General features: G+C 63.4%; 18 protein-coding genes. 13 read left to right on the top strand and 5 right to left on the bottom strand.

From position 1 onward, the window contains the following. Window positions 1-83 precede the first annotated feature (83 nt). From DAES_RS05090 to DAES_RS05075, 4 genes are all read left to right on the top strand, one after another. Window positions 84-1,361, top strand: coding sequence for a double-cubane-cluster-containing anaerobic reductase (locus DAES_RS05090; protein ID WP_013513965.1), 1,278 nt, complete (start codon window positions 84-86; stop codon window positions 1,359-1,361). Further along, window positions 1,358-2,191, top strand: coding sequence for an acyl-CoA dehydratase activase (locus tag DAES_RS05085; protein WP_013513964.1), 834 nt, complete (start codon window positions 1,358-1,360; stop codon window positions 2,189-2,191). The genes DAES_RS05090 and DAES_RS05085 overlap by 4 nt, the downstream gene beginning before the upstream one ends. A gap of 189 nt (window positions 2,192-2,380) precedes the next feature. After that, window positions 2,381-3,379: a metal ABC transporter solute-binding protein, Zn/Mn family gene (locus DAES_RS05080; protein ID WP_013513963.1), complete on the top strand. Its 999-nt coding sequence runs from the start codon at window positions 2,381-2,383 to the stop codon at window positions 3,377-3,379. Between the two features lie 159 nt (window positions 3,380-3,538). Further along, window positions 3,539-3,994, top strand: a complete 456-nt coding sequence (locus DAES_RS05075) for a Fur family transcriptional regulator (protein WP_013513962.1) — start codon at window positions 3,539-3,541, stop codon at window positions 3,992-3,994. Between the two features lie 7 nt (window positions 3,995-4,001). Here DAES_RS05075 and DAES_RS05070 read toward each other — a convergent pair whose 3' ends face one another. From DAES_RS05070 to DAES_RS05055, 4 genes are all read right to left on the bottom strand, one after another. After that, a complete protein-coding gene (locus DAES_RS05070) occupies window positions 4,002-4,784 on the bottom strand; it encodes a TIGR03943 family putative permease subunit (protein WP_013513961.1) in 783 nt (260 codons plus the stop codon). A gap of 2 nt (window positions 4,785-4,786) precedes the next feature. Further along, window positions 4,787-5,740, bottom strand: coding sequence for a permease (locus DAES_RS05065; RefSeq protein WP_013513960.1), 954 nt, complete (start codon window positions 5,738-5,740; stop codon window positions 4,787-4,789). Window positions 5,741-5,898: 158 nt separating this feature from the next. Then, the gene (locus DAES_RS05060; protein ID WP_083808636.1) at window positions 5,899-8,535 is read right to left on the bottom strand and encodes a PEP/pyruvate-binding domain-containing protein; all 2,637 of its coding nucleotides are present in this window, start codon (window positions 8,533-8,535) and stop codon (window positions 5,899-5,901) included. A 43-nt stretch (window positions 8,536-8,578) separates the two neighbouring features. Then, a complete protein-coding gene (locus DAES_RS05055) occupies window positions 8,579-8,995 on the bottom strand; it encodes a response regulator (protein ID WP_013513958.1) in 417 nt (138 codons plus the stop codon). 558 nt (window positions 8,996-9,553) lie between these two features. On the opposite strand from DAES_RS05055, the gene DAES_RS05050 reads away from it, so the two are divergent. From DAES_RS05050 to DAES_RS05015, 8 genes are all read left to right on the top strand, one after another. After that, complete coding sequence (locus DAES_RS05050; protein ID WP_013513957.1) at window positions 9,554-11,251, top strand: sensor histidine kinase; 1,698 nt, start codon at window positions 9,554-9,556, stop codon at window positions 11,249-11,251. After that, on the top strand, window positions 11,248-11,679 hold the full coding sequence (locus DAES_RS05045; protein WP_013513956.1) for a response regulator: 432 nt from the start codon (window positions 11,248-11,250) through the stop codon (window positions 11,677-11,679). Before DAES_RS05050 ends, DAES_RS05045 begins: the two co-directional genes overlap by 4 nt. Window positions 11,680-11,711: 32 nt before the next feature. Beyond that, on the top strand, window positions 11,712-12,104 hold the full coding sequence (locus DAES_RS05040; protein WP_013513955.1) for a response regulator: 393 nt from the start codon (window positions 11,712-11,714) through the stop codon (window positions 12,102-12,104). Next, entirely contained in the window at window positions 12,101-12,514 is a 414-nt protein-coding gene (locus DAES_RS05035) for a response regulator (protein ID WP_013513954.1), read from the top strand. The genes DAES_RS05040 and DAES_RS05035 overlap by 4 nt, the downstream gene beginning before the upstream one ends. A 38-nt stretch (window positions 12,515-12,552) precedes the next feature. Then, window positions 12,553-13,836: a sulfite exporter TauE/SafE family protein gene (locus tag DAES_RS05030; protein WP_013513953.1), complete on the top strand. Its 1,284-nt coding sequence runs from the start codon at window positions 12,553-12,555 to the stop codon at window positions 13,834-13,836. A 1-nt stretch (window position 13,837) separates the two neighbouring features. Continuing rightward, window positions 13,838-14,524, top strand: coding sequence for a hypothetical protein (locus tag DAES_RS05025; RefSeq protein WP_013513952.1), 687 nt, complete (start codon window positions 13,838-13,840; stop codon window positions 14,522-14,524). 164 nt (window positions 14,525-14,688) lie between these two features. Then, window positions 14,689-16,182 carry a PAS domain-containing sensor histidine kinase gene (locus tag DAES_RS05020; RefSeq protein WP_013513951.1) on the top strand — a complete coding sequence of 498 codons (1,494 nt, stop codon included), beginning with the start codon at window positions 14,689-14,691 and terminating at the stop codon, window positions 16,180-16,182. A gap of 2 nt (window positions 16,183-16,184) precedes the next feature. Next, window positions 16,185-17,516, top strand: a complete 1,332-nt coding sequence (locus tag DAES_RS05015; RefSeq protein WP_013513950.1) for a sigma-54-dependent transcriptional regulator — start codon at window positions 16,185-16,187, stop codon at window positions 17,514-17,516. 24 nt (window positions 17,517-17,540) lie between these two features. Here the strand turns inward: DAES_RS05015 and DAES_RS05010 are convergent, their stop codons facing one another. Beyond that, window positions 17,541-19,046 (bottom strand): ATP-binding protein, encoded by a 1,506-nt coding sequence (locus DAES_RS05010; RefSeq protein WP_013513949.1) that lies wholly within the window; start codon window positions 19,044-19,046, stop codon window positions 17,541-17,543. 389 nt (window positions 19,047-19,435) lie between these two features. Between DAES_RS05010 and DAES_RS16905 the strand changes: the two genes are divergently transcribed. After that, window positions 19,436-23,122, top strand: coding sequence for a PAS domain S-box protein (locus DAES_RS16905; RefSeq protein ID WP_013513948.1), 3,687 nt, complete (start codon window positions 19,436-19,438; stop codon window positions 23,120-23,122). Window positions 23,123-23,133: the final 11 nt, after the last annotated feature.

Here is a 23,133-nt window from a genome sequence, read left to right as displayed (position 1 = left end):
TATCGCATCACCAAATAGATATTATCTATCAAAATGGGTGAACACCCTGAAACATTTCGATCTACGATCAGCCAGGAGGCCGCATGTCCGATTCGACGCACACGCAGATGTGGGAAAAACTGAACCTCGACCTGCCCGCGCACGACGCGCTGTTGGGGGTGCTGGGCAAATTCTACGGCGACATCTACCTCTCGCAGGAGAACCGGCTGCGGGGCGCGGAATATCTCGACTTCGTGCTCTCCGAAGTCCACGGCCTGCGCATCAAGGAGTTGCAGGACGCCAAGGCCGAGGGGCGCAAGGTGGTGGGATCGTTCTGTGTCTTCGTACCCGAGGAGATGACGCTGGCCGCCGACGCCGTCCACGTCGGCCTGTGCGCCGGGGCCGAGGCGGGCACGAACCTGGCCGAGCAGCTGGTGCCGCGCAACACCTGCGCCCTGATCAAGTCCTTCATCGGCTTCAAGATGGCCCGGCTGTGTCCCTTCACCGAATCGTGCGACCTGATCGTGGGCGAGACCACCTGCGACGGCAAGAAGAAGGCCTACGAGGCCTTCAACGAGATCGCCCCCACCTATGTCATGGAAGTGCCGCAGACCAAGACCCCGGCGGCCCGCGCCCTGTGGCGGTCCGAGATCGTGCGCTACATGGCCGAGTTGGAGAAGGTCACGGGCCGGACCATCACCGCAGAAAAACTCGCCCAGGGCATCAGGACAGCCAATGCCAAGCGGCGCGCCCTGCAACGGCTGACCAAGCTGCGCGCCGCCTCGCCCGCGCCCATTTCGGGCCGCGATGCCCTGCTCATCAACCAGATCAGCTTCTACGACGAGCCGGTCCGCTTCACGGCCAAGATCAATGAATTGTGCGACGAGCTTGAGGCCCGCATCGCGGCGGGCCAGGGCGTGGCCCCGGCCAACACGCCAAGGCTGATGCTCTCCGGCTGTCCCATGGCCGTGCCCAACTGGAAGCTCCCCTATGTGGTCGAGAGCGCGGGCGCGGTCATCGTGGGCGAGGAGTCCTGCATCGGCACCCGCAACAGCCGCGATCTGACGGACGAATCCGGCACCACCCTGGAGGCCATGATCGACGCCATCGCGGACCGGTACATGAAGATCGACTGTGCCTGCTTCACGCCCAACACCGAGCGGCTGGACAACGTCACAAGCCTGGCCAAAATGGTCAAGGCGGACGGCGTCATCCACTACAGCCTGCTCTTCTGCCAGCCATACTCACACGAGGCTCTCAAGGTGGACAAGGCCCTGGCCGGGGCAGGCATCCCCATGCTCTCCATAGAGACAGACTATTCCATGGAGGACGTGGAGCAGCTCAAGACGCGCATCGAGGCGTTCGTGGAGACCCTGGCGTGATCGTCGGCCTCGATATCGGCTCCCGCTCCATCGAGCTGGTGGCCGTCCAGAACGGCGAGGTGGTCCGTGCCCTGCGCGCTCCCACCACGTTTGATCCCGTTTCCCAGTGCGCCGGGCTGCTGGAGGGGTTGCGCCCCGCTTCCTTGGTCGGGACCGGCTATGGCCGCAACCTCATCCAGTGCCTGGGCCTGGGATGCCCGCTCTCGTCCATCACCGAGATCAAGGCCCACGCCATGGGCGCGACCCACCTCTTTGCCCAGGCGCGCTCGGTCCTCGACATCGGGGGCCAGGACACCAAGGCCATCGCCCTGGCTCCCGGCCACGAGGGCCAGCCGGGCAGGGTCGTCAAGTTCGAGATGAACGACCGGTGCGCCGCCGGGACCGGCAAGTTCCTGGAGTACACAGCCGGGGTCTTCCAGATTCCGGTGGAAATGTTCGGAGCCTATGCCCTCAAGGGCTCGGACCCGCCGGAGATCAGCTCCATGTGCACGGTCTTTGCCGAGACCGAGGCCACCTCGCTCATGGCGCGCGGCACGCCGCCGGAGAGCATCGCCCTGGGGCTGCACAAGGCCATCGTCAAACGCACGGTGAACATGCTTGGCCGGGTGGGCTTTGCCCTGCCCCTGGTCTTTACCGGCGGCGTGGCCAACAACCCCTGCGTGCTCACCCTGCTCGCCCGCGAGCTCAAGGCGGAAATCGGCACCGACATCCTCATCCCGGACCAGCCGGACATGGCGGGCGCACTCGGCGCGGCCCTGGCCGGGCTGGTCGGACTGACCGGGACCGACCTGCCGCGACACTCCTCCCTCGCCCCGCGCGTGAATTCCTGATGAACCGGGCCTTGGCTCGACCTGCCAAGGCCCGGTTCGACCCGGTCCCCTTCGCCTCCCCCATTCGCGCCCGGACGGTTGACAACCAAATGCAACTGTGTTTCATTTTGCACTTGAATTGCTCTTGCCGTGCATCCGAAACTTTGCAAACAGCGACCCGGCCTGTTCTGGGTTCGCACCGAGGGAACCATGCCTCTGAAATCAGGAAAAACACACGCCCTGCTGGCCACGCTGGCCCTCTGCCTGGGCGTCGTCCTTGGCGCGGGCAACGCCCTGGCGGGCAGCCCGGTCTTTGTCAGCATCCTGCCCCAGAAATATTTTGTCGAGAAGATCGCGGGCGATCTGGCCGAGGTCTCGGTGCTGGTCATGCCCGGAGCCAGCCCGCACACCTACGAGCCGACCCCGCGGCAGATGACCGCGCTGGCCGGGGCCAAGGCGTACTTTTCCATCGGCGTGAACTTCGAGGAGGTCTGGCTGCCGCGCATCAACAGCGCCAACCCGACCATGCGCATAGTGGCCACGGACCGGGGCATCGAAAAGATCCCCATGGCCGCCCATGCCCACCACGCCGAGGACGGTGGTCACGACGAGGACGGCGGCCATGAAGACCACGCGCACGACACGGCTGGCGCGGCCCAAAAAGACCACGAACACGACCAGGCCGCCGCTCATCACGACCATGACCATGACCATGGCACCCTTGATCCCCATGTCTGGCTTTCACCGGACGGCGCGCGCGTGCTGGCCCGGAACACCTGCGCAGGACTGATCAAGATGGACCCGGCCAACGAGGCCGTCTACCGGGCCAATGCGGACGCCCTGCTGCTCGAAATCGACCGGGTGGACGCTGAAATCCGCACCCGACTCGACACCCTGCCCGAAAACCGCCGCTCGTTCATGGTCTTTCATCCCTCCTGGGGCTATTTCGCCCACCAATACGGCCTGACCCAGATCCCCATCGAATCCCAGGGCAAGGAGCCAAGCCCCAAGGGTCTTTCGCAGATCATCAAACAGGGCCGCGACCTGGGCATCAGGGTGATCTTTGTCCAGCCCCAGTTCTCGGAAAAAAGCGCGGCGGTCATCGCCGCCGAGATCGGGGCAAAAACCGCCGAACTCGACCCCCTGGCCGAGGACTGGGCCGCCACCATGCTCCACGCCGCACAGGCCATCAGCCAGGCCGCGCGCTAGCACAAGACAACGGCGACGCGGGAGGAACGCGCCTCCCGCGCCGCCGCCAACCACCGACAATGCGCGGCAAACGCCGACAGCCTTGCCAGGGACTGGATAATCGCGCGGAGTTCCTCTACACTGTCCCGACCCCGACACTGTCTCAGGAGAACATGAGCAATGCACACCCCGGACGCCCACGCCGCAGCGCGTTCCTTTCTGGCCCAGACCGGCCTTGAGCCGACCCTCAACCGCATCCTGGTGCTCTCGACCGTGGCCGGGAGCCATCACCCGCTCACCGCCCGTGAAGTCTATGAGCGTGTCCTGGCCGAGCATCGGCTCAACCGGGTCACGGTCTACCGGATACTCGACCTGCTGGCCGAAAACGGCGCAGTCAACCGGATCAACTCCACGGAACGAGCCGTGCGCTACTGCGCCCGAGGCGGGCGCTGGCCCAACGGCCACAGCCATTTCCACTGTACGCAGTGCGGCGAGGTGCAGTGCGTGGACAACGACACCCTGCACTTTGACCAGAAGGCGTTGGGCAATGCCCTGCCCATGCGCATCAGCAGCGTCGATCTGCGGCTGGATGGCGTCTGCTCGGTGTGCAGCGGCAAAGCGGCCAAGAGCGGCTGACCACTCTTCAATAGGCGAAAGGCTGTTGTGAATTGATCTCGAACAGGTAGGGAACCCCGGTGAATGCCGGGGTTTCGACGTTTTCGGCGTCCAGGATGAAACGGTCGCTGCGGATGGCCGTCAGCGCGCCATAGATGGCTATCTCGGTCTCGGGCAGGGGCGGGGCCGGGACAAGCCGCCCCATGACGCTGACCCAGGTGCCGGGCGTAAGCGACGCGGGATCATCCACCCGGACCAGGGCGACCACGCCCGCCGCATCGGCAAAGCAGCAGGAAATGAAGAGCCGGGTCACGGCCACCAGTCCGGCCCTGTCCAACTCCGGCGTCCTGGCCAGGCTCCCCTGGACCGCGTACCGCCCGCCCTCCTGCGTCCAGCCCCCGGACTCGCCCGCGATCAGTTCCGCGGCGTTGATCCTGACATACTCCTGACCGCCAAAGGACACGGTCGGCTCCACATCAAAGCCGTCCGCATACTCGTCCGAAAATGTCAGACCGCCCCGCTGCGGGATGGCCGCAACAGGTTCGAAGAGCAGGTCGGGCAGTGTCTGGCTGGCCCCGGCCAGGAAGAGAAACACGATCACGGCCCCCAACTCGGTCGCCTTGCGCCGCCGGTGCAGGTCGAAGAGTGCGCCAAAACCGAGCGCGATCACGCAGGCCCCGGCGGCCAGGGTCAGCCAGGAATACTTGGGGTTGAGATACTGCCAGTACCCGGACGACAGGGCCAGGGCGACCATGAACGCGCCCATGGCCGCAAGCAGGCAGGCCTCGGTGAAACGGAACAGCCAGACCATGTCTACCCCCCTCCCACGGCCAGCACCGCGGCCATGACATAAACCGTGACCACGGGCACCACGATCAGGGCCAGGGCCACGCGCCGGTTGAACACGGTCAGGAACAGCGGAATAAGCTTGAGATCGACCATGGGGCCGATGGCCATGAAGGCCACCTTGGCCGATACCGGGAACGAGGCGAAAGACGCGGCCACAAAGGCGTCCGCCTCGGAGCAGATGGACAGGGCGATGGCCAGGAGCATCAGGCCGCCCACGGCCAGCAGGGGGTTGTCGGCAAACAGGCCGAGCACCGAGGGCGGCAGGAAAGCCTTGAATCCGGCGGCCACCACCGCGCCGAAGACCAGGAACCTGCCCATGGATATGAACTCGGCAGCGGTGTGGAACAAGACCGCCCGGGCTTTTCCGCCCGCGCCCTGCGCGCCGTGATCGCAGCCGCAGCCCCCCCCCCACTCATGGGCGTCATGGCTGGCGACCAGTTCCGCCTCGGCCTCGCCGAACCGCTTGAGGTCTATGGGGCGCTGGCGCAGGACCGAGCGCGGACCCGCATTGCCCAGGGCAAACCCCAGGGCCGCCGCCGGAATGATCACCAGCAGCACCCGCAGCCCGACCACGGTCAGGTCGCCCTGAAAGGCGAAGAGGGTGGAGCCGAGAACCACGGGGTTCACCACCGGGGCAGCCATCATGTAGGGGATGGCGACGCGCGGCGGCACGTTCTTGAGCAGCAGCCGCCGGACCACCGGGACGATGCCGCACTCGCAGGTGGGCAGGAGCATCCCGGCAAAAATTCCGGTGGCCACCTGCCCGACCCCGCTGCGCGGGATCACGCGCAATAAGGTGCGCTCCGGCACGAGCACCTCGATGAGAGACCCTATGAGCGATCCGAGCAGCAGAAAGGGGGCGGCCTCCAGCACGATGGCGGTGGCTGCCGTGGCCATCAGGACAAGACTTTCGATCACGGATACTCCTCGCGCGCTCCGGGCCGCTGTCGAAAAGCGACGGCCCCAGACCATTGCGGCCCGGCTGGCCGCCGATGCCGACCGTCCCTATACAGGAATCCCGTGCGAAATTGAAGGGGCGCGGGGCCTGCCCGCCGGAAAGTGGAACCCAAAGCGGATCACGTTCGGCAGGCGTACTCGCCGTTGTTCAGGAGCTCGGAGAGCTGGCTGCACAGCTTGGCCTTGTACGCCCTGGCCTGGCCCAAGTCGCGCATGATCATGTCGAGCTGGCGGGTGTGCATGATCATGTGGCCGAGGACGGCGAGCCGCGAAATCATGAAATCCTTGTCCCTGCCCTCCACCCTGGCCGCGAGGCTGTCCTCCCTGACCATGGTCCGGAATCCGAACCCTTCGAGGACCTCGGCCACCAGGAGCACCCGCAGCCGACGCCGGCCCGGATCGGCAGCCCCGCCGAAAAAGCGGAATCCCACGTAGTTCTCCACCGCGTACTCGCCGACCAACGCCTCCACATTGCAGAAGTGGAACCCAAAACGGGACTGGAGCGAGCAGAACTCTCTGGAAATCATGAAATAATTCTTGAAGGCCAGTGACCCGCCTCCGGTGACGTTCAGCTTGGGGTTCATGGACGCCTCGAACATGACCGAGAGGAATCCCCGCCCGTCCACGGCTGGCGGGCCGTCCCAGGAAAAGGCGTTCATCCCCTTCCACATGGCGAGCATGGGGATTGAGGCGATGTTTCCGAGCTCCACCCACTTGTCTTCCGGCTCGGCAACAAACCCGTCCTGGAGATTGACCACCCAGAACTGCTTGGGGCTGCCGTCCACATGGAGCTGCTTGGCCTCGTACCGGCTGAACTTGTGGGACCGGCCAAAGGAAAACATCTCGGCCACGGCCTTCTCATGGCAGAACCGGGTGATGTCGTGCAGGGTGGTGCAGTTTTCGGGGCGGAAGCGCAGCCCTTCGGGGTCCAGCAGGTGCAGCGGGGTAACATGCTCGGCGATGGCCGCCAGGGTTTGGAAGACCGGGCTCCCCTCCATGAGGTTGGCCTGCCCGACATCGGGTTCGAGCAGCGACTCCACCACTCCCTTGAGTACGCGCCGCCCGTCGGCGTCAACCGTGACCATCGCGCCGTCCGGGATCTGGTCCAGTGCGTCCTGAAGCCCGAACAGGGCGGGCACCTGGAATTCGCGGGCCACCGTGGCCAGATGCCCGGCCACGCCGCCAAGCTCGGTGATCAGGGCCGAGGCGCTGGGGAGCAGCACGGCCAGATCCGGGCTCGGCTGCCGGGCCACGAGCACGCCGCCCGGCTCAAAGACCAGGGCGCTGGCGCTCTTGAGCACATGGTGGACCTTGCCCGCGGCAATCCCCCCGCTGACCCTGACCCCGCCAGCCATGAGCACCGCCGCCGAGTCGGGCAACGGGCGGAGGACCGGCTCTGCCGTGAGCATGACCGCACGGGCCTGGAGGTAGACGACCTCTCCCTGCCCGTCGATGGCGAATTCAATGTCCTGAGGATAGCCGAACTGCCTCTCGATGCGCAGGCAGGTGCGGGCCAGCTCCTCCACCTGTCCGTCGGTCAGGGACTGGGCCGAGACCTTGTCCGGCGGCACGCAGTCCGACGACACACCCTCCTGGGCGCTGGAGCGCAGGCAGGTGCTCTTGACGGCGATGTTGCGCTCGCGCAGGGCCAGCGTCCGCCGGTCCACCACGAAGCTGTCGGCCAGCCCGGCCCCGTCCACGACAGACTTGGGGCGGCCCCAGGTGGAGCTGATGAGCACAGCCTCGGCGTGTTCCGACATGGGGTCGCGGGTATAGACGACCCCGCCCGCCTGGGCTCCCACCATCTCGATGAAACCCACGCACATGGACGGCGTGTCAAGCCCCCGCTTGAGCCGGTAGCCCATGGCCTGGACCCCGTAGAGGGCGGCCACGACCTCCTTGTAGGAGGAGAGCAGGTTGTCGGAGTGGATGTTGAGCAGGGACCGGTACTGGCCCGCGTAGGACGAGCCGGACTCGTCCTCGCCCAGAGCCGACGAGCGGACCGCCACATTGGGCCTGTGGCCGAGCCGCGTTGCCAGGGCCTCATACTCGCGGGTGATGGCCGAGCCGATCTCGGGCGGCATTTCCGCATCCATGACCAACTGCGCCACCGAGGCGGCGAGCATCTGCATCTGGGCTGGCTCCGTGGCCGCCGCAGACTGGATGATCCGGTCGATCTCCTCTCTGAGTCCGCCCGATTCCATGAACTGGCGGCAGGCATCGGCTGTGACCACGAACCCGTCTGGCACGCGCAATCCCATGCGGTTCTTCAGCTCTCCGAGATGGGCCATCTTGGTGCCGCACTCGCCTGAATCGTTGCGGTCGATCTCGGCCAGGGACACGACCCGCCGCCCCTCGACATGCTTTTCCACCGGGGGCATAGCGGCCTGGATATTGCCCCGGATGATCTCGAAACTGTCGAAGAGCGCGGCATACCGGCCCGGAGCCAGGGCTTCGAGATTGCGAATGATGGAATAGACCAACGCGGTCACGCGCGCGGTCCGGGCGCGGACAAACCCAAAGCCGAACGAAATCCGCCCCTGCATGGCCTCCTCGATCTCGGCCATGGCCTCAAGGGCCTGGGTGTTGGCGTTGATCAGCTGCTTGAAGGTGTGGTAGCGCACCTGGAACGACTCGCGCAACTCCTCGGGGCCGGGCGATTCGCCATCGGCAAAGAACAGCTCCAGCTTTCTGAAAATCCGCCTGATCCCCTCAACCATCATGGCCCCCTTGCAGCGGGTCTGACGCGACCCCATGTCTCAGACCCCGACCCGCGGCACCCGATCCCCGCGCAATCACTCAGCCGTCCACGCCGCCGTCGCCGACAGCGCATCCGCCCCGCAGGGACTTGCCCTTTGCCGCCGCCATGATCCGGCATGCCAGCAGTTCTATGCCCACGGGCTTGATCAGAAAATCGAACGCCCCGGCAGACAGGGCCTCCAGGGCGCAATTCATGTCCGCATGCCCGGTGAGCAGGATGACCTCCAGCGCCGGGTGGCGGCTCTTGACCATGGAGAGCACCTGCATTCCGTCCATCCTGGGCATCTTCACGTCCAGGACCATGACATCATAGGACTCGGTTTCCAGCAGGGCCATGGCCTCCTCGCCGCCCGAGGCGGTGGACACGGACATGCCCCGGCGGTCCAGCCGCTTGGACAGGGCCGCAATGAAGCCGTCTTCGTCATCGACAAGCAGAACGCGTATGATATCACTCACGGCAAGCCTCCAGGCGCATGCGCCCATCCTACAATGACCATGCCAAAATGCCAGTGGGAACGCAGCCCATGCAGAAAACTACCCCATCCGCGAAATTAATACAAATATTTCGGAATTGCATGTGGTTGATTCAATGAATCCAGGCCGCAGACCCGCCTGAACGCGCCCGCGGGTACCACGGCGCGCACCAGCGCCGGCTCCGGGTGGGGCGATTTGTATCACCTGATACCAGAGACAAAGGGCTTTGCGCTGCCAAGCGGGGCGTTTCGCCGCTTTTGCCCCAGTGGGGTGTTTCGCCCCACTGGGGCGAAACACCCCATCAAAGCACCAAATGCCGCCCGAAAGGGGCACGACCAACCGCCAGCGCCGGCCCAGATGTGGAGTTCAACCCATCACGCAATCGGAAAAGATCAATGTTTTAAAGGTGTTGAAAAACACATGGAAAAAAGAGCAGAATATCCCGGCCATCCGCATTGGCACGTCGATTGCTCAAGCGACAGCAGAGCACTGATCCGGGCCAAAGATGATCCAATTCCTAGTAGGAAAGAGAGCGACGACATGCCCATCGAGACGCAGCCCTACGGCAAGCTATCCCGCAACCTGACCCTGATGGTCATTGCGGTTTCCTTTGCGCCGCTCATCCTGGTCGGCGGGCTCATCTTCGACCAGTTCGCATCCATATACACGGAGAAGGTCTACGCCCACCTGAGCGTGGTGGTGGACAAGCACAAGGAATCCATCGACACCTTCCTGACCGAGAAGCAGTACGAGGTCCAGTATCTGAACAAGGCGTTCACCTACGAACAGCTGATCACACCCGAATTCCTCGAACTGACCCTCAAGGACATGCAGCAGCAGTATGGCCGCATCTTTGTGGACCTCGGCGTCATCGACAGCAACGGCAGGCAGGTGGCCTATGCCGGGCCGTTCGACCTTCTGGGGGCCGACTACTCCCACGCCGAGTGGTACAGGAACTCCCGCAACACGCCTGCGGCCATCAGCGATGTCTTCCTGGGGCTTCGGCGCTCCCCCCACTTCATCATCGCCGTCAACAACGAAGCGTCCGGAGTCCAGTGGACGCTCAGGGCCACCATAGACTTTCTCGCCTTCAGCAACCTGGTGGAGAACATCCGCATCGGCGACACTGGATATGCCTACATCCTGAACCGCGACGGCACCTTCCAGACAAGACCCCCGGCCATCGGCAAGCAGGATCTGACCATGGTCTCCTCGGAGACGCTCTCGCATCCTGCCGAGCAGCGCGGGGTGCTGATCCAGAAGTCGCAGGGGAGCGACGGCGAAGAATACATCGTGGTCTCCGCCAGCCTCAAGGGGGCAGACTGGAGGCTCGTCTACCAGCAGACTCTCTCCGACGCCTTCTCCGATCTTATCCGCAGCGAGCGGATCGCCATCGTCGTCTTCCTGCTCGGCGGCCTGGGCATCGTGGTCATGGCCCTGTTCATGTCGCGCAAGCTGGTGGCCCGCTTCAGGCTCATCGACCAGAAGACCGAGATGATGAGCAAGCAGATGATCGAGGCGGGCAAGCTGGCCTCCATCGGCGAGCTGGCCGCGGGGATCGCCCACGAGATCAACAACCCGGTGGCCATCATGATGGAGGAGGCCGGGTGGATAGGCGACCTGCTGGAGGACGAGGGAACCGAGATGTCGTGCCGTCAGGAGATCCAGAGGGCCCTGGCCCAGGTCCGCACCCAGGGCGTGCGCTGCAAGGACATCACCCACAAGCTGCTCAGTTTCGCCCGGCAGACCGACTCCCGCGTGACCACCGTCGTCCTGCCAGAGCTCATCGAGGAGGTCGTCAGCCTCTCCATGCAGCAGGCGCGCTACGCCCAGATCGACTTCTCGCTGGACATCGACGCCGACATGCCGCCCATTGAGGCGTCCCCGACCGAGTTGCAGCAGGTCTTTCTCAATCTCATCAACAACTCCATCCAGGCCATGGAACAGGATGGCGGCACCCTGGCCATATCGTGCCACCAGACCGAAAACGAGGTGCTCATCTCGGTGGCCGACACCGGGCCGGGCATCCCCGAAGCCTATCTGAGCAGAATATTCGATCCGTTCTTCACCACCAAGCCGGTGGGCAAGGGCAGCGGCCTCGGACTGTCCATCTGTTTCGGCATCATCCACCAGATGGGCGGAACCATAGAGGTCGAGAGCGCCGTGGGACACGGCACCCGCTTCAACATCCGGCTGCCCTTGCAGCCATCCCAAACAACCCAGGGAGGAAACCCATGATTGATGCGACCATCCTCATTGTGGACGATGAATCCGGTTTTGTCGAAACCATGGAAAAGCGTCTGACCAAGAGGAACATGACCGTTTTCACGGCGTTCAACGGCGACGAGGCGATCCAGCAACTTGAAAAGAATCCGGGCATCGAGGTCATGGTTCTGGACGTGAAAATGCCGGGCAAGGACGGGCTGACCGTGCTCCAGGAAGTGAAGCAGGCGTTCCCGCTGGTCGAGGTGATCATGCTCACCGGGCATGCCACCGTCCCCTCGGCCATCGAGGGCATCCAGCTTGGCGCCTACGACTACCTGATGAAGCCGTGCAGCTTTGACGTGCTTACCGAAAAGATCAAGGAAGCGGTGGAACTCAAGCGCACGCACGAGATGGAGGCTGCCGAGGCCAGGGCCACGGCGATATACAAGCGCCAGGCCTGACCACCAACACGCAACCCGCGAATGGGAACGACATGAGCGACACCCCGAGGAACATCAGGCTCCTCATCGTGGACGATGAGAAAGGCTTCACCGAAGTGCTGGCCAAGCGGATGACCAGACGGGGCATCGCCGCGACCACCGCGTCGAGCGGGGAGGAAGCCGTTCGCCTGCTGCGCGGGGAGGACTTCGACATCGCCATCCTGGACCTCAAGCTCGAAGGCATGGATGGCGTCGAAATCCTGAAGATATTCAGGTTGCTTGACCCTGAACTGCCGGTGCTCATGCTCACAGGGCATGGCAGCGAGTCGGCGGTGAAGGCAAGCATGCGGCTCGGAGCGGCGGACTACCTTTCCAAGCCGATAGACTTCGAGGTGCTGATGGCCAAGGTGTTACGGTTCGCCAGATCCGGGGGGAGCCAGTCATGAAGACGATCACGGTGCTCATGGTGGACGACGAAGCGGACTTCATCGCCCCCCTGTCGAAACGGCTCATGAAGCGGGGCATCAGGACGCGTCTGGCCACAAACGGACGCGAGGCACTCGCGGTCCTGGCTGATGAAGAGGTGGACGTCACCCTTCTCGACATCATGATGCCCGGCATGGACGGGATCAAGACGCTCGGGGAGATCAAACGGCTGCATCCATGCGTGGAGGTCTTGATGCTCACGGCGCATTCGAATTCGGACATGGTCATCTCCTGCCTGGCAATGGGCGCGTATGACTATGTCATGAAACCGGCTGACGTGGACGAGCTCATAAACAAGATCGAGGATGCGGCGCAACGCAGGAAACGGAATTTGGGGCAGGATGACCGCCAGGGGGCGGCAGTGGAGTAGGCTGCAAAAAATCAACTCAAGAGGAAGCGAGGACAACAATGAGATTCTTCAACCAATGGGGTCAGTTCATGATGGCGGGGGCCGGCGCTCTCGCCAGGTGGGAAATCGACAACGCCCGGCACATTATGGGCAGCAAAAAGCTCAGGATCGTGCTAGGCCTGATGCTCATCCCGATCATCATCGGCGGCATCGCCCTGGCCGACGACATCGGACCGATGCTGCCGGACATTCTGGGCGGCAAAAAGGCATACAGCCCGGCCTTCTACAGCCTGGGCATCTTCCTGGTCTCCATCGGCATCGGCATGGGCGCGGGCCTGATCACCGGCTGCATCGGCGCGGGCGGCGGCTTCATCATCGCCCCGGCGCTCATGAGCGCGGGCATCAAGGGCATCCTGGCGGTCGGCACCGACCTGTTCCACATCTTCGCCAAGGCGATCATGGGCAGCGTCATCCACCGCAAGCTCGGCAACGTCTCGGTCCCGCTGGCGGCCGTCTTCCTCATCGGAGCGATCATCGGCGCGTCGGCTGGCGGCATCATCAACCGCGTCCTCTACGAGATCAACCCGATCTTGAGCGACGCCTTCATCACCACCGTGTATTCCTTCATGCTCGGCTTCCTGGGTTTCTACTCCCTGATCGACTTCCTGCGCTGCCGCAAGGCGGGCAACAGCAGTTGCTCCCACGGCGGCAAGACCGAAGGCGCGGAGCTCGGCGGCATGGCCAAGAGCCTCCAGAACGTCAAGTTCCCCCCCATGGTCTCGTTTGACCATGACCTGACCCCCGGCGGCAGGCAGATATCCTGGGTCTTCCTGGTCCTGTCCGGCATCCTGGTCGGCCTGGCCGCGGGCATCATGGGCGTGGGCGGCGGCTTCCTGACCTTCCCGATCTTCGTATACGTGCTCGGCGTGTCGTCCATGACCACTGTCGGCACCGACATCTTCCAGATCGTCTTCACCGCCGGTTTCGCGTCCATCAGCCAGTACGCCATCTACGGCTTCATCTTCTACACCCTGGCCATGGGCATGCTGCTCGGCTCGCTGCTGGGCATCCAGATCGGCGCCCTGGTCACCAAGGTCGTCCCCGGCATCACCATCCGCGGCTTCTACGCCATGGCCGTGCTTTCCGGTTTTATCAACCGCATCTTCGCCCTGCCGGGCAAGCTTGGCGAGATGGACATACTCCCAATCTCTCCGGCCTTGGGATCAATACTCAACGAGATCGGAATCTGGGCCTTCTTCATCGTCATCGGCGGTTTCTCGGTCTGGGTTATCGGAACGTTCCTGCTTAACATCAAGGCCCTGAAGGGCGAGGAGGCGCGGTAACATGATCCACAACAAGAAAGAATTCACCGGAGGAATGGTCCTGCTCGTACTGTTCTTCGTGGTCCTCTTCTACATGTTCCAACCGATGTTCAACGGCCTGAATTCCATGGCCTACCTTGACGCGCTCTACAACTCGATCTCCAAGGGATCGGTCTACTACATCCCCATGGCCAGCACCGAGGCCGAGAAGGTCGCGGACAAGGAGATCAACCTCAACCTGCACTACAAGGACGAGAACGTGGCTGCGCAGTCTGCGGCCCAGATGACTGCGGCAGGCATCAGCGCCACCGTGAACGGCAACGACGTGGCAGTCACCGGCTCCCTGAAGACCATCCTCGACGCCAGCATCGCCGATGCGGACTTCATGTACCACAACGACGGCGACTCGGTAACCGGCAAGTACGGCCTCCTGCCCAAGCGGGCGACCTACAACTGGTGGGTGTCCCTCGGCCTGCTGGACAAGGAACTCTCCCACCAGGAAGAGTTCGCCGCTGCCAAGGTGGTCTCCACGGTGAAGACGCGCGCGGTCGAGACCGCGTACAACTACTTCACCATCGAGCCCGTCCACATCAGCGAGCGGATCGGCACGGTCATCTTCTCGCTTGCGTTCTATGTGTTCTATACCCTCTGGTATGGGTTCGCCATCCTCTTCGTCTTCGAGGGATGGGGCCTGCGCCTGAGTCATTAGCCACAGGACTTGACACCCTGCTCATCGCACGGCCCGGCATCCCAGGAAGCCGGGCCGTGCTCCCTTTGGGGATACCCTGCCCGATGGCGGCACGACGAAATTGGATGGAAAGAGTTTACTCGCCGTGTGATACACACTATTTTCCCACCAACAGGAATGGAGCGATGAACCTTCAGAACTACTACGACACGGTCATGCAGCTGAGCCACGGCATCGTGGTGACCTTTGACCTTGACGGAAGCGTTATCCATGGCAATGCCGAACTGGAAAAGCTGACCGGCTATTCCATCAAGGAGCTGGCGGGCCGGGACTGGTTCGAGACCTTCATCGCCGAGGACAAGCGGGCCGCAGCAAGGAAGGCAGTCGCAAACTCCCTGCGCAACCAGGCCATTTCCACCACGGCAGGCACCATCCGCACCAGAAGCGGAGCCAAGGTCTACATCGACTGGCACCTCAAGTCCCTGTCCGATTCGACCGGCGAGGTCATCAGCATCCTGTGCGTGGGCCAGGACGTGACAGACCACATGGTGCGCCAGAAGGGGCTGCTCCATGAGCGCACCACCCTGCTTGAGCGCAACAAGGAGCTGAGCTGCCTGTACCACATCAGCCTGCTCATGGTGGACATGCACCAGGAGCTCGATGTCATCCTGAGCAGGGTCGTCACCCTGCTCCCCCTTGGGTTCCAGCAGCCCAAAAAGACGCATGTGGCCCTGACCGTGGACGACCTCAGGCTGGAGACACCGGGATACCGCGACACCGGCAACTCCCTCTCCGAGCCGATCATGGTCAACAAGGACAGGCGGGGCACGCTGACCGTCTCCATGGAGGACGACCACGCCAGAAGGGCCAGGAGCACGGAATTTATCGAGGACGAGACCGACCTGCTGGCAACCGTGGCGCAGCAGATCGCGCTGATCGTGGCCAAGCGGGAGGAGCGCAAGGCCAGACAATCCCTGGAACAGCAGCTCCGCCAGGCCGACCGGCTGGCCAAGATCGGCCAGTTTTCCGCTGGGCTGGCCCACGAGATCAACGAACCCCTGGCCAACATCCTCGGCTTTGCCCAGCTGGCACTCCAGGCCAAAAGCCTTTCCGATCAGGTGGTCAACGACCTGAAAAACATCGTTGATTCCTCGCTGCACGCGCGCGAGATCATCCGCAAGGTCATGTTCTTCAGCCGCCAGATGCCGCCCCAGTTCGTCCTGACCGACCTGAACCAGACCATCCGGCAGGCCCTGCGCATCACCGAGGTCGGGGCCAAGCGCAACAACATCGAGGTCGTCTGCGAGCTGGACGAAAACCTGCCGCGCGTCATGGCCGACCCCCAGCACATCACCCAGGTGGTGGTCAACCTCGTGGCCAACGCCATCCAGGCCATGGAAAAAGGCGGGGTGCTGACGGTCAAGACCATCAACTACAACGACGACGCCTACATCGTCATCGAGGACACCGGCCCCGGCATCCCCCCCGAGGAGCTCAAACAAATATTCAACCCCTTCTACACCACCAAGGACGTGGACAAGGGCACCGGGCTCGGGCTCTCTGTGGTGCATGGCATCGTCAAGGCGCACGAGGGGTTCATCCAGGTCGACAGCACTCCTGGCAAGGGCACGCGATTTGAGGTAGCCTTTCCCTGCAGCCGAACCAATGGAGAGCAGTGACCATGAGCAATCCCATACGCATCCTCGCAGTGGACGACAGCGCGAGCACGCTTGAAGTGCTCAAGCGCAACCTCGAACCAAGCGGATACGAGGTGTTCACCTGCCTGCGCGTGGACGAGGCCCTGCCCCTGCTCGACGAGCTGAACATCGATCTGGTCATCACCGACTACCGCATGCCCCAGGCCACCGGGCTTGATCTCATCAAGCATGTCAGGGGCAACTACCCGGATACCGAGATCATGATGATCACCGGCTATCCGTCCATTCCCGGCGCGGTGGAAGCCATCAAGGACGGGGCTGGGGAGTACCTGCCCAAGCCGTTCACCACCGATGAGCTGCTCTCGGCTGTCGGGCGGATCGTGGACCGGCTCCAGCGGCGACGGACCCTGAGCGCCGCCCCATTTCAGACGGACAACTACGGCATCATCGGCAATTCCCCTGAAATGCAGCGGGTTTTCCGCCGCATAGGCAAGGCCGCTGGCACCAACGCCAATGTGCTCATCACCGGGGATTCAGGCACGGGCAAGGAGCTGGTGGCCAGGGCCATCCACTACAACAGCGACCGCCGAGCCGCGCCCTTTGTGCCGGTCAACTGCACGGCCATCCCCGACAGCTTGGCCGAGAGCGAACTCTTCGGCCACGTCAAGGGCGCGTTCACCGGGGCCAAGGAGGGTCGTGCGGGTTTTTTCGAAATCGCCAACACCGGGTCCATCTTCCTGGACGAGATCGGCGACGCCAGCCCCAACATGCAGGCCAAGCTGCTCCGAATCATCCAGTCCAAGGAGTTCTGCAAGGTGGGCTCGAGCCGGGTCAACACCGTGGACACGCGCATCCTGGCCGCCACACACAAGGATCTCAAGCTGCTCGTGGAGGAGGGCTCGTTTCGCGAGGATCTCTTCTACCGTGTCAACGTGGTGGACATCCACGTCCCGTCGCTGTCCGAGCGTGGCGACGATCTTCTCGTCCTCATCAACGCCTTTCTGGCCAAGTTCTCCGCCGCCATGCAGCGTCCCGCCCCGTCCTTCAGCGACGATGCCCTCCAGGCACTGCGCCGCCACAACTGGCCCGGCAACGTGCGCGAGCTCGAGAACCTGATCCAGCGCCTGATCGTCATCGTGGACCACGACCCCATTGAGGTGACGGACCTGCCGGACGCCATGCGCTTCAGCCTGTCCATGTCGGGCCGGGTGGACCGCCCCCTGGCTGAGGTGGAGCACGAACACATCATGAACGTCCTGGCCATGGTCGGCAACAACAAGTCCCACGCAGCCGACATACTGGGAATCAACCGGAAGACGCTCCGGGAAAAGCTCAGGAAGATGGGGCAGGAATAACCAGGAACCAGGACCGGATGGCGGTCACAACGGGCTGCCCACGTCCAGGGCCGCGGGCAGGAACAGGGTCACGGTCGTCCCCTCGCCCAAGCGGCTGGCTATCTCCACCCTGCCCCCCAGTTCCTCGATCTTCTTCTTGATCATGGCCAGGCCGAGTCCGTATCCGCCCTCCTTGGTGGAATGAAACGGGTTGAAGGCGCGCTCCAGCCCGTTCTTGTCCATGCCGGTGCCGCTGTCGCGCACATGCAGGGCCACGCTGTCCCCGGCCAACTCGATGTCCAGGTGGACCACGCCGCCGCCGGGCATGGCCTCGATGCTGTTCTTGATGACGTTGGCGATGCACTGCTTGAGAGTGTCCTCGTCTCCGAGCACGGCGGGCAGCGGCCCGGACCCGCGCACCTCTATCGAGTATCCCTGGCTGCCGTACCCGATGGTCATCAGCTCCGCTGCGCTCCGGCTCACGGCCAGGATGTCCATCTCGTGAATCTTCAGCTCCGAAGCGCGCACGAAATTGAGCATGCTCGTGAGCATGACATCGAGCCGTCTGGTTTCCTCCACCAGGATTTTGGCCTTTTCCCTGTCCGATTCGGTCAGGCTCGGCGAACGGACCAGCGCGTTGGCGAATCCGCCGATGGCAAAGAGGGGATTGCGGATCTCGTGCGCCAGATAAGTGGACATCTCGCCAACGATGGCCAGCCTGTCGCGCTGGTTTTGATGCTTCTCCTGCAGGGTGCGCTTGGTGATGTCCCGGTGCATGACCATGACGTGGGTCATCTCTCCGCGAGCCCCCAGGATGGGGTAGGCATAGAGCCGATAGTACTGGAGCAACCCCTCGCTGTTGACCCTGGTCACCAGGGTCTCCTCCTTCTGCCCGCTGGCCAGGGTCTTGTGAAAGGGACAGACCGGGTCCAACTGGCTGCAGAACTGGGAACCGTCCCTGAGACGGGCCGCATGCCAGCACGGCCTGCCAAGCAGCTCCTTTCTCGGCACCCCGGCCCGCTCCCAGACAATGCGGTTGATATCGACGACCATCCCCTGCTTGTCCAGGAGGAATATGTCCTCGCGGATGCCGTCGAGGATGGACTGGAGCAGGCTGCGCTGCTGCGCCAGGCTGTCCATGTAGTGTTTCTTGACCAGGGCCATGTCGTGCAGCCCGCAGAAGAAGACGACCTCCCGGTGGTCGAGGATGGATATGTCCTCATGGGTGCGCTGCCGAAGCCGGGCGAGCATGCCGGGCCTGCCGGTCATCTCGACGATCAGGTTGATGTCCGGATGGCGGTCGAGCATGCGTTCGAAGGAGTCGTACACCGGCACGTTGATGTCGGTGAAGCGCGAAGTGTCGGTCTCTTTGGGGATGTCGCTGACTGCGGCGAGGTGGATATCGGGCAGGAACTCCCTGAAGGCCTCGTCGTAGATGATGTCCAACAGGGCCCTGAGCCCCGGTCCGGTGCCGATTATTCCGACAACCAGAGGCTTCATGGTGCCGTTCCAGTAGCACACGCCCAAGTGGTCGTAATCAAAGTCGCCCATGCCCGGCCTCCTCCTTGCGCTTCATCATGCATTACGGGAACCCCCACCCGGTGGCAAGCCCGGCCAGGCCGGTGGGGCCGGGAGCGGGATCGCCCCAGACTTCCGCCCAACAAACTGCCGCGACTGGGATTCCTGCCCGGCCAAGGGGCTGCTGTTTCGAGAATTATCATTGCGGCAACCCGCTGGGCATGCCAAGATATAGTGCAGAATCAATAACTGGGCCTTGTACCCATGTACGCGCCCAAGGTGCCTGATCAGGCCACAGCCTTGCGCACCAAAGCGCACCGAGTCTGGCTGCGCCAGGGCAGGCGGCAAACCAGGGGAAAGGGGAATCGCATGCGGCATAAACCCAGGGCCAACGCCAGGAGGCACGCTCCCATGGTGCGTCGATGATGACCGCCTCCTTTATCTCCCTGGCCCAGAACGTGTCGCTCCTGCTGGCTGCCGCCATCTTCTACGATGTCTTTGCCGCCCGGTGGACGGCGGGGAAGGCTTCGCTCAGGCAGGTCTTTGCGGGCCTCGTGCTCGGAGCCATCGGCATGGTCATCATGTCCACGCCCTGGACACTTCTGCCCGGCGTGGTCTTCGACGCCCGCTCGGTGCTGCTCGGCATCTCGGGTCTGTTCTTCGGCACCGTGGCGACCGTTGTGGCCGTGATCGCCACCGCGGCCTTCAGGCTGACCCTGGGCGGCCAGGGAGCCTGGACCGGGGTGACCGTGATCGTGGCCACCGGGGCCATCGGCGTCATCTGGCGGCACATGAAGAAAAAACCCCTGGCAGACGCATCCTGGGGGGAGATGTTCCTGTTCGGCCTGACGCTCCACCTGACCATGCTGGCCCTGATGCTCACCCTGCCCTGGGAAACGGCAAAAGTCGTGCTGGCCAGGATCACGGCCCCGGTCCTGCTCCTGTTCCCGGTGGGCACCTGCCTGATGGGCCTACTACTGATCAATCGGCTGCGGCGCGGGCTGGCCGAACAGATACTGGCCGAGAACCGCCTCCACCTCGTCGAGGCGCAGAAGCTGGCCCTGATCGGCTCGTGGACCTATGACTCCGCGACCGGCACGGCCACTTGGTCGGACGAGATGTTCCGCCTGTGGGATCTCGACAGTGAGCAGGGACCGCCAAACCGCGACACGTTCATCCAAAGCATCCATCCCGACGACGTGCAGGCCGTGAAGAACATCCTGTCGCGAACACGGGAGTCGGGCGCGTTCTCTCTCGATTTTCGCATCAAAAGGCCTGACGGAACCACCCGAACTGTGGCCATGCGCGGGATGCGCAAAGATGACGGCACAGGACAAGCCACGGTCATGCAGGGCACCTGCCAGGACATCACCGAACGCAAGCAGGTGCAGGAGGCCCTGAATCGACAGCGCAGCGAGCTGGAGGAGAGCCAGACCCGACTGCGGCTGGCCATGGATATGGCCGATATCGCCCCATGGGAAATGGATATTGCGACCCGCACGTTCCTGTTCAACGACCAGTTCTACTCCTTGTACGGGACCACGGCGCAGCGCGAGGGCGGCTATCACATGACCAGCGAAACCTATGAGCGCGAATTCCTGCATCCCGACGACGCCACGATGGTATCCAGGGAAGTGGCCCGGGTCCTGGTCACTCAGAAGCCAAACTACACCGCCCGGCTGGAACATCGCATCGTGCGCCGCGACGGCGAGGTCAGACACATCGTGGTCACCTACCTGCTCCTGCGCGACACCCACGGCAACCCCGTCAAGACCATCGGCGCCAACCAGGATGTCACGGAACACAAACGTTTCGAGCAGGCGCTGTTTCAGAGCCGGGAGAGCTATCGCGCCCTGCTCGCAGGCATGCCGGACATCGTCATGCGCTTTGACAGGGAGGGCCGCCACCTCTTTGTCTCGGACAGCGTCCAGGCCTATGTGGAGCCAACGTCCGAGGCGTTCCTCGGCAAGACCCATGCGGAGCTTGGATTCCCGGAGCAGGATTGCCTGTTCTGGGGCAAGGTCATCAAAACAGTCTTCGAGACCGGAGAGCCCGTAGAAACGGAGTTTCCTTTTGAGAGCCGCAAGGGGCCGGTGATTTTCAACTGGCGGCTCATCCCGGAGTTCGACGCCAATGGGCAAATCCAATCCGCCCTGTCCATCAGCCGGGACATCACCGAGCAGCGGCAGGCGGAACAGGATTACGAGAGCCTGTTCATGAAGATGCTCGACGGGTTCGCCGTCCACGAGATCATCTGCGACGAGAGCGGAAGACCAATCGACTACCGCTTCCTTGCGGTCAACCCCGCCTTTGAGTCGCACACGGGCATGAAGGCCGAGGAGGTCCTCGGCCACACGGTGCTCGAAATCCTGCCCGACACAGAGTCTGCCTGGGTGGAAAAATACGGCCATGTGGCCCTCACCGGGGAGCCGCTGCACTTCGAAAGCTACTCCCACATGCTGAGGAAGCACTTCGAGGTGACGGCGTTCCGCCCCGCGCCGGGCCGCTTTGCCTGCATCTTCGCCGATGTCACGGAGCGGATGCAGGCGCAGGAGGACTTGCGGCGCATCTTCGAGCTGTCAAAGGACATGATCAGCATATCCGACAACCGGAGCGCGCGGTTTCTCCGGATCAATCCCGCCTTCATGTCCACCCTTGGCTATTCCGAGGAGGAACTGTTGCGCCAGCCATACACGGCCCTGGTCCATCCGGACGACGTGCAGATGACCGCCGATATCATCCGGGACAAGCTGATGGCCGGTGATGAAGTCGTGAATTTCGAGAACCGGTACCGGTGCAAGTCCGGCGAGTACATCTGGCTCAACTGGGTGGCGCGCCCCATGGCGGACAAAGGGCTGACCTACGCCATCGCCAGGGATGTCACCGACCGCAAGAAGTACGAGGCCGAACTGATCGCGGCCAAGGAGACGGCTGAATCCGCCACCAGGGCCAAGTCCCAGTTCCTGGCCAACATGAGCCACGAGGTCCGCACTCCCCTGAACGGCATCCTCGGCATGCTCCAGCTGATGCAGCAGACCCGGCTCGACCATGAACAGGACGACTATGTGGGCAACGCCATCCAGGCGTCGAGGCGGCTGACCCGCCTGCTCTCCGACATCCTGGACATCTCGCGGATCGAGGCCGAGAAACTGATCATCATGGCCGAACCGTTCAACCTGCACGAATCCCTGAACACGGTCCGGGATCTCTTCCTGCCCGTGGCCAACCAGTCGGGCATAGACTTCGAGTTCCGCGTCTCGCCTAAAATACCGACAACACTGCTGGGCGACGCCATACGCCTGCAGCAGGTGATCAGCAATCTGGTGGGCAACGCCCTCAAATTCACGAGTTCCGGGACTGTCACCGTGGAGGCAACCACCCTGTCGCCCCTGAAGCCGGGCTCGTGCCGGATGCTCTTCTCAATCAAGGACACGGGATGCGGCATCCCGGACGACCGCCTGGGCCAGCTGTTCCAGCCCTTCACCCAGGTGGACGACAGCTGGAACCGGCAATACCAGGGTGCCGGGCTCGGCCTGTCCATCACCAAGCGGCTTGTCGCCCTCATGGGCGGCACCCTGTGCATCGAAAGCCGGGTCGGGGTGGGCACCACGGTCCACCTGAGCATCAATTTCGGCACGGCGCAGGGAGCGGAACCCGCCACCCATATGGAAAAAACCGGCCCGGCAGACACGGCGATTTCCCTTGCCGTGCTCCTGGCCGAAGACGACCGGGTCAGCGCCATCGCCGCCAGGCGGCACCTGGAAAAGGCGGGGTGTCAGGTCACGGTCTGCGACAACGGCGGGCAGGTTCTGACCGCCCTGCGCCAAAACGAATTCGACGTGGTGCTCATGGACGTGCATATGCCCGTCATGGACGGGGTGACCGCCACCAGGGCCATCAGGCAGGGGGGGGCGGGCGAAGCCAATAAAGACATCCCCATCATCGCCCTGACCGCCTTTGCCATGTCCGGCGACCGCAGAAAACTCCTGGAGGCGGGCATGGACGGCTACGTCGCCAAGCCCGTGGAGGCGACCGCCCTGACCGGAGAAATCATCCGCGTGGTGCATGCCCGCACCCAGGAGACAACCGACGACAAAGCAGACAGATGAGGGCAGACAGA

It is taken from the genome of Pseudodesulfovibrio aespoeensis Aspo-2 (assembly GCF_000176915.2).
GTDB lineage: Bacteria > Desulfobacterota > Desulfovibrionia > Desulfovibrionales > Desulfovibrionaceae > Pseudodesulfovibrio > Pseudodesulfovibrio aespoeensis.
Note: the sequence above shows the minus strand (reverse complement) of the source record. Positions and strands in the feature narration are given on the sequence as shown.

Excerpts from the sequence above, each read along its gene's own strand:
- DAES_RS05090 (WP_013513965.1), top strand. The coding sequence starts at position 84 with ATGTCCGATTCGACGCACACGCAGATGTGGGAAAAACTGAACCTCGAC.
- DAES_RS05080 (WP_013513963.1), top strand. The coding sequence starts at position 2,381 with ATGCCTCTGAAATCAGGAAAAACACACGCCCTGCTGGCCACGCTGGCC.
- DAES_RS05075 (WP_013513962.1), top strand. The coding sequence starts at position 3,539 with ATGCACACCCCGGACGCCCACGCCGCAGCGCGTTCCTTTCTGGCCCAG.
- DAES_RS05070 (WP_013513961.1), bottom strand. The coding sequence starts at position 4,784 with ATGGTCTGGCTGTTCCGTTTCACCGAGGCCTGCCTGCTTGCGGCCATG.
- DAES_RS05060 (WP_083808636.1), bottom strand. The coding sequence starts at position 8,535 with ATGGGGTCGCGTCAGACCCGCTGCAAGGGGGCCATGATGGTTGAGGGG.
- DAES_RS05050 (WP_013513957.1), top strand. The coding sequence starts at position 9,554 with ATGCCCATCGAGACGCAGCCCTACGGCAAGCTATCCCGCAACCTGACC.
- DAES_RS05045 (WP_013513956.1), top strand. The coding sequence starts at position 11,248 with ATGATTGATGCGACCATCCTCATTGTGGACGATGAATCCGGTTTTGTC.
- DAES_RS05040 (WP_013513955.1), top strand. The coding sequence starts at position 11,712 with ATGAGCGACACCCCGAGGAACATCAGGCTCCTCATCGTGGACGATGAG.
- DAES_RS05035 (WP_013513954.1), top strand. The coding sequence starts at position 12,101 with ATGAAGACGATCACGGTGCTCATGGTGGACGACGAAGCGGACTTCATC.
- DAES_RS05030 (WP_013513953.1), top strand. The coding sequence starts at position 12,553 with ATGAGATTCTTCAACCAATGGGGTCAGTTCATGATGGCGGGGGCCGGC.
- DAES_RS05025 (WP_013513952.1), top strand. The coding sequence starts at position 13,838 with ATGATCCACAACAAGAAAGAATTCACCGGAGGAATGGTCCTGCTCGTA.
- DAES_RS05020 (WP_013513951.1), top strand. The coding sequence starts at position 14,689 with ATGAACCTTCAGAACTACTACGACACGGTCATGCAGCTGAGCCACGGC.
- DAES_RS05015 (WP_013513950.1), top strand. The coding sequence starts at position 16,185 with ATGAGCAATCCCATACGCATCCTCGCAGTGGACGACAGCGCGAGCACG.
- DAES_RS05010 (WP_013513949.1), bottom strand. The coding sequence starts at position 19,046 with ATGGGCGACTTTGATTACGACCACTTGGGCGTGTGCTACTGGAACGGC.
- DAES_RS16905 (WP_013513948.1), top strand. The coding sequence starts at position 19,436 with ATGATGACCGCCTCCTTTATCTCCCTGGCCCAGAACGTGTCGCTCCTG.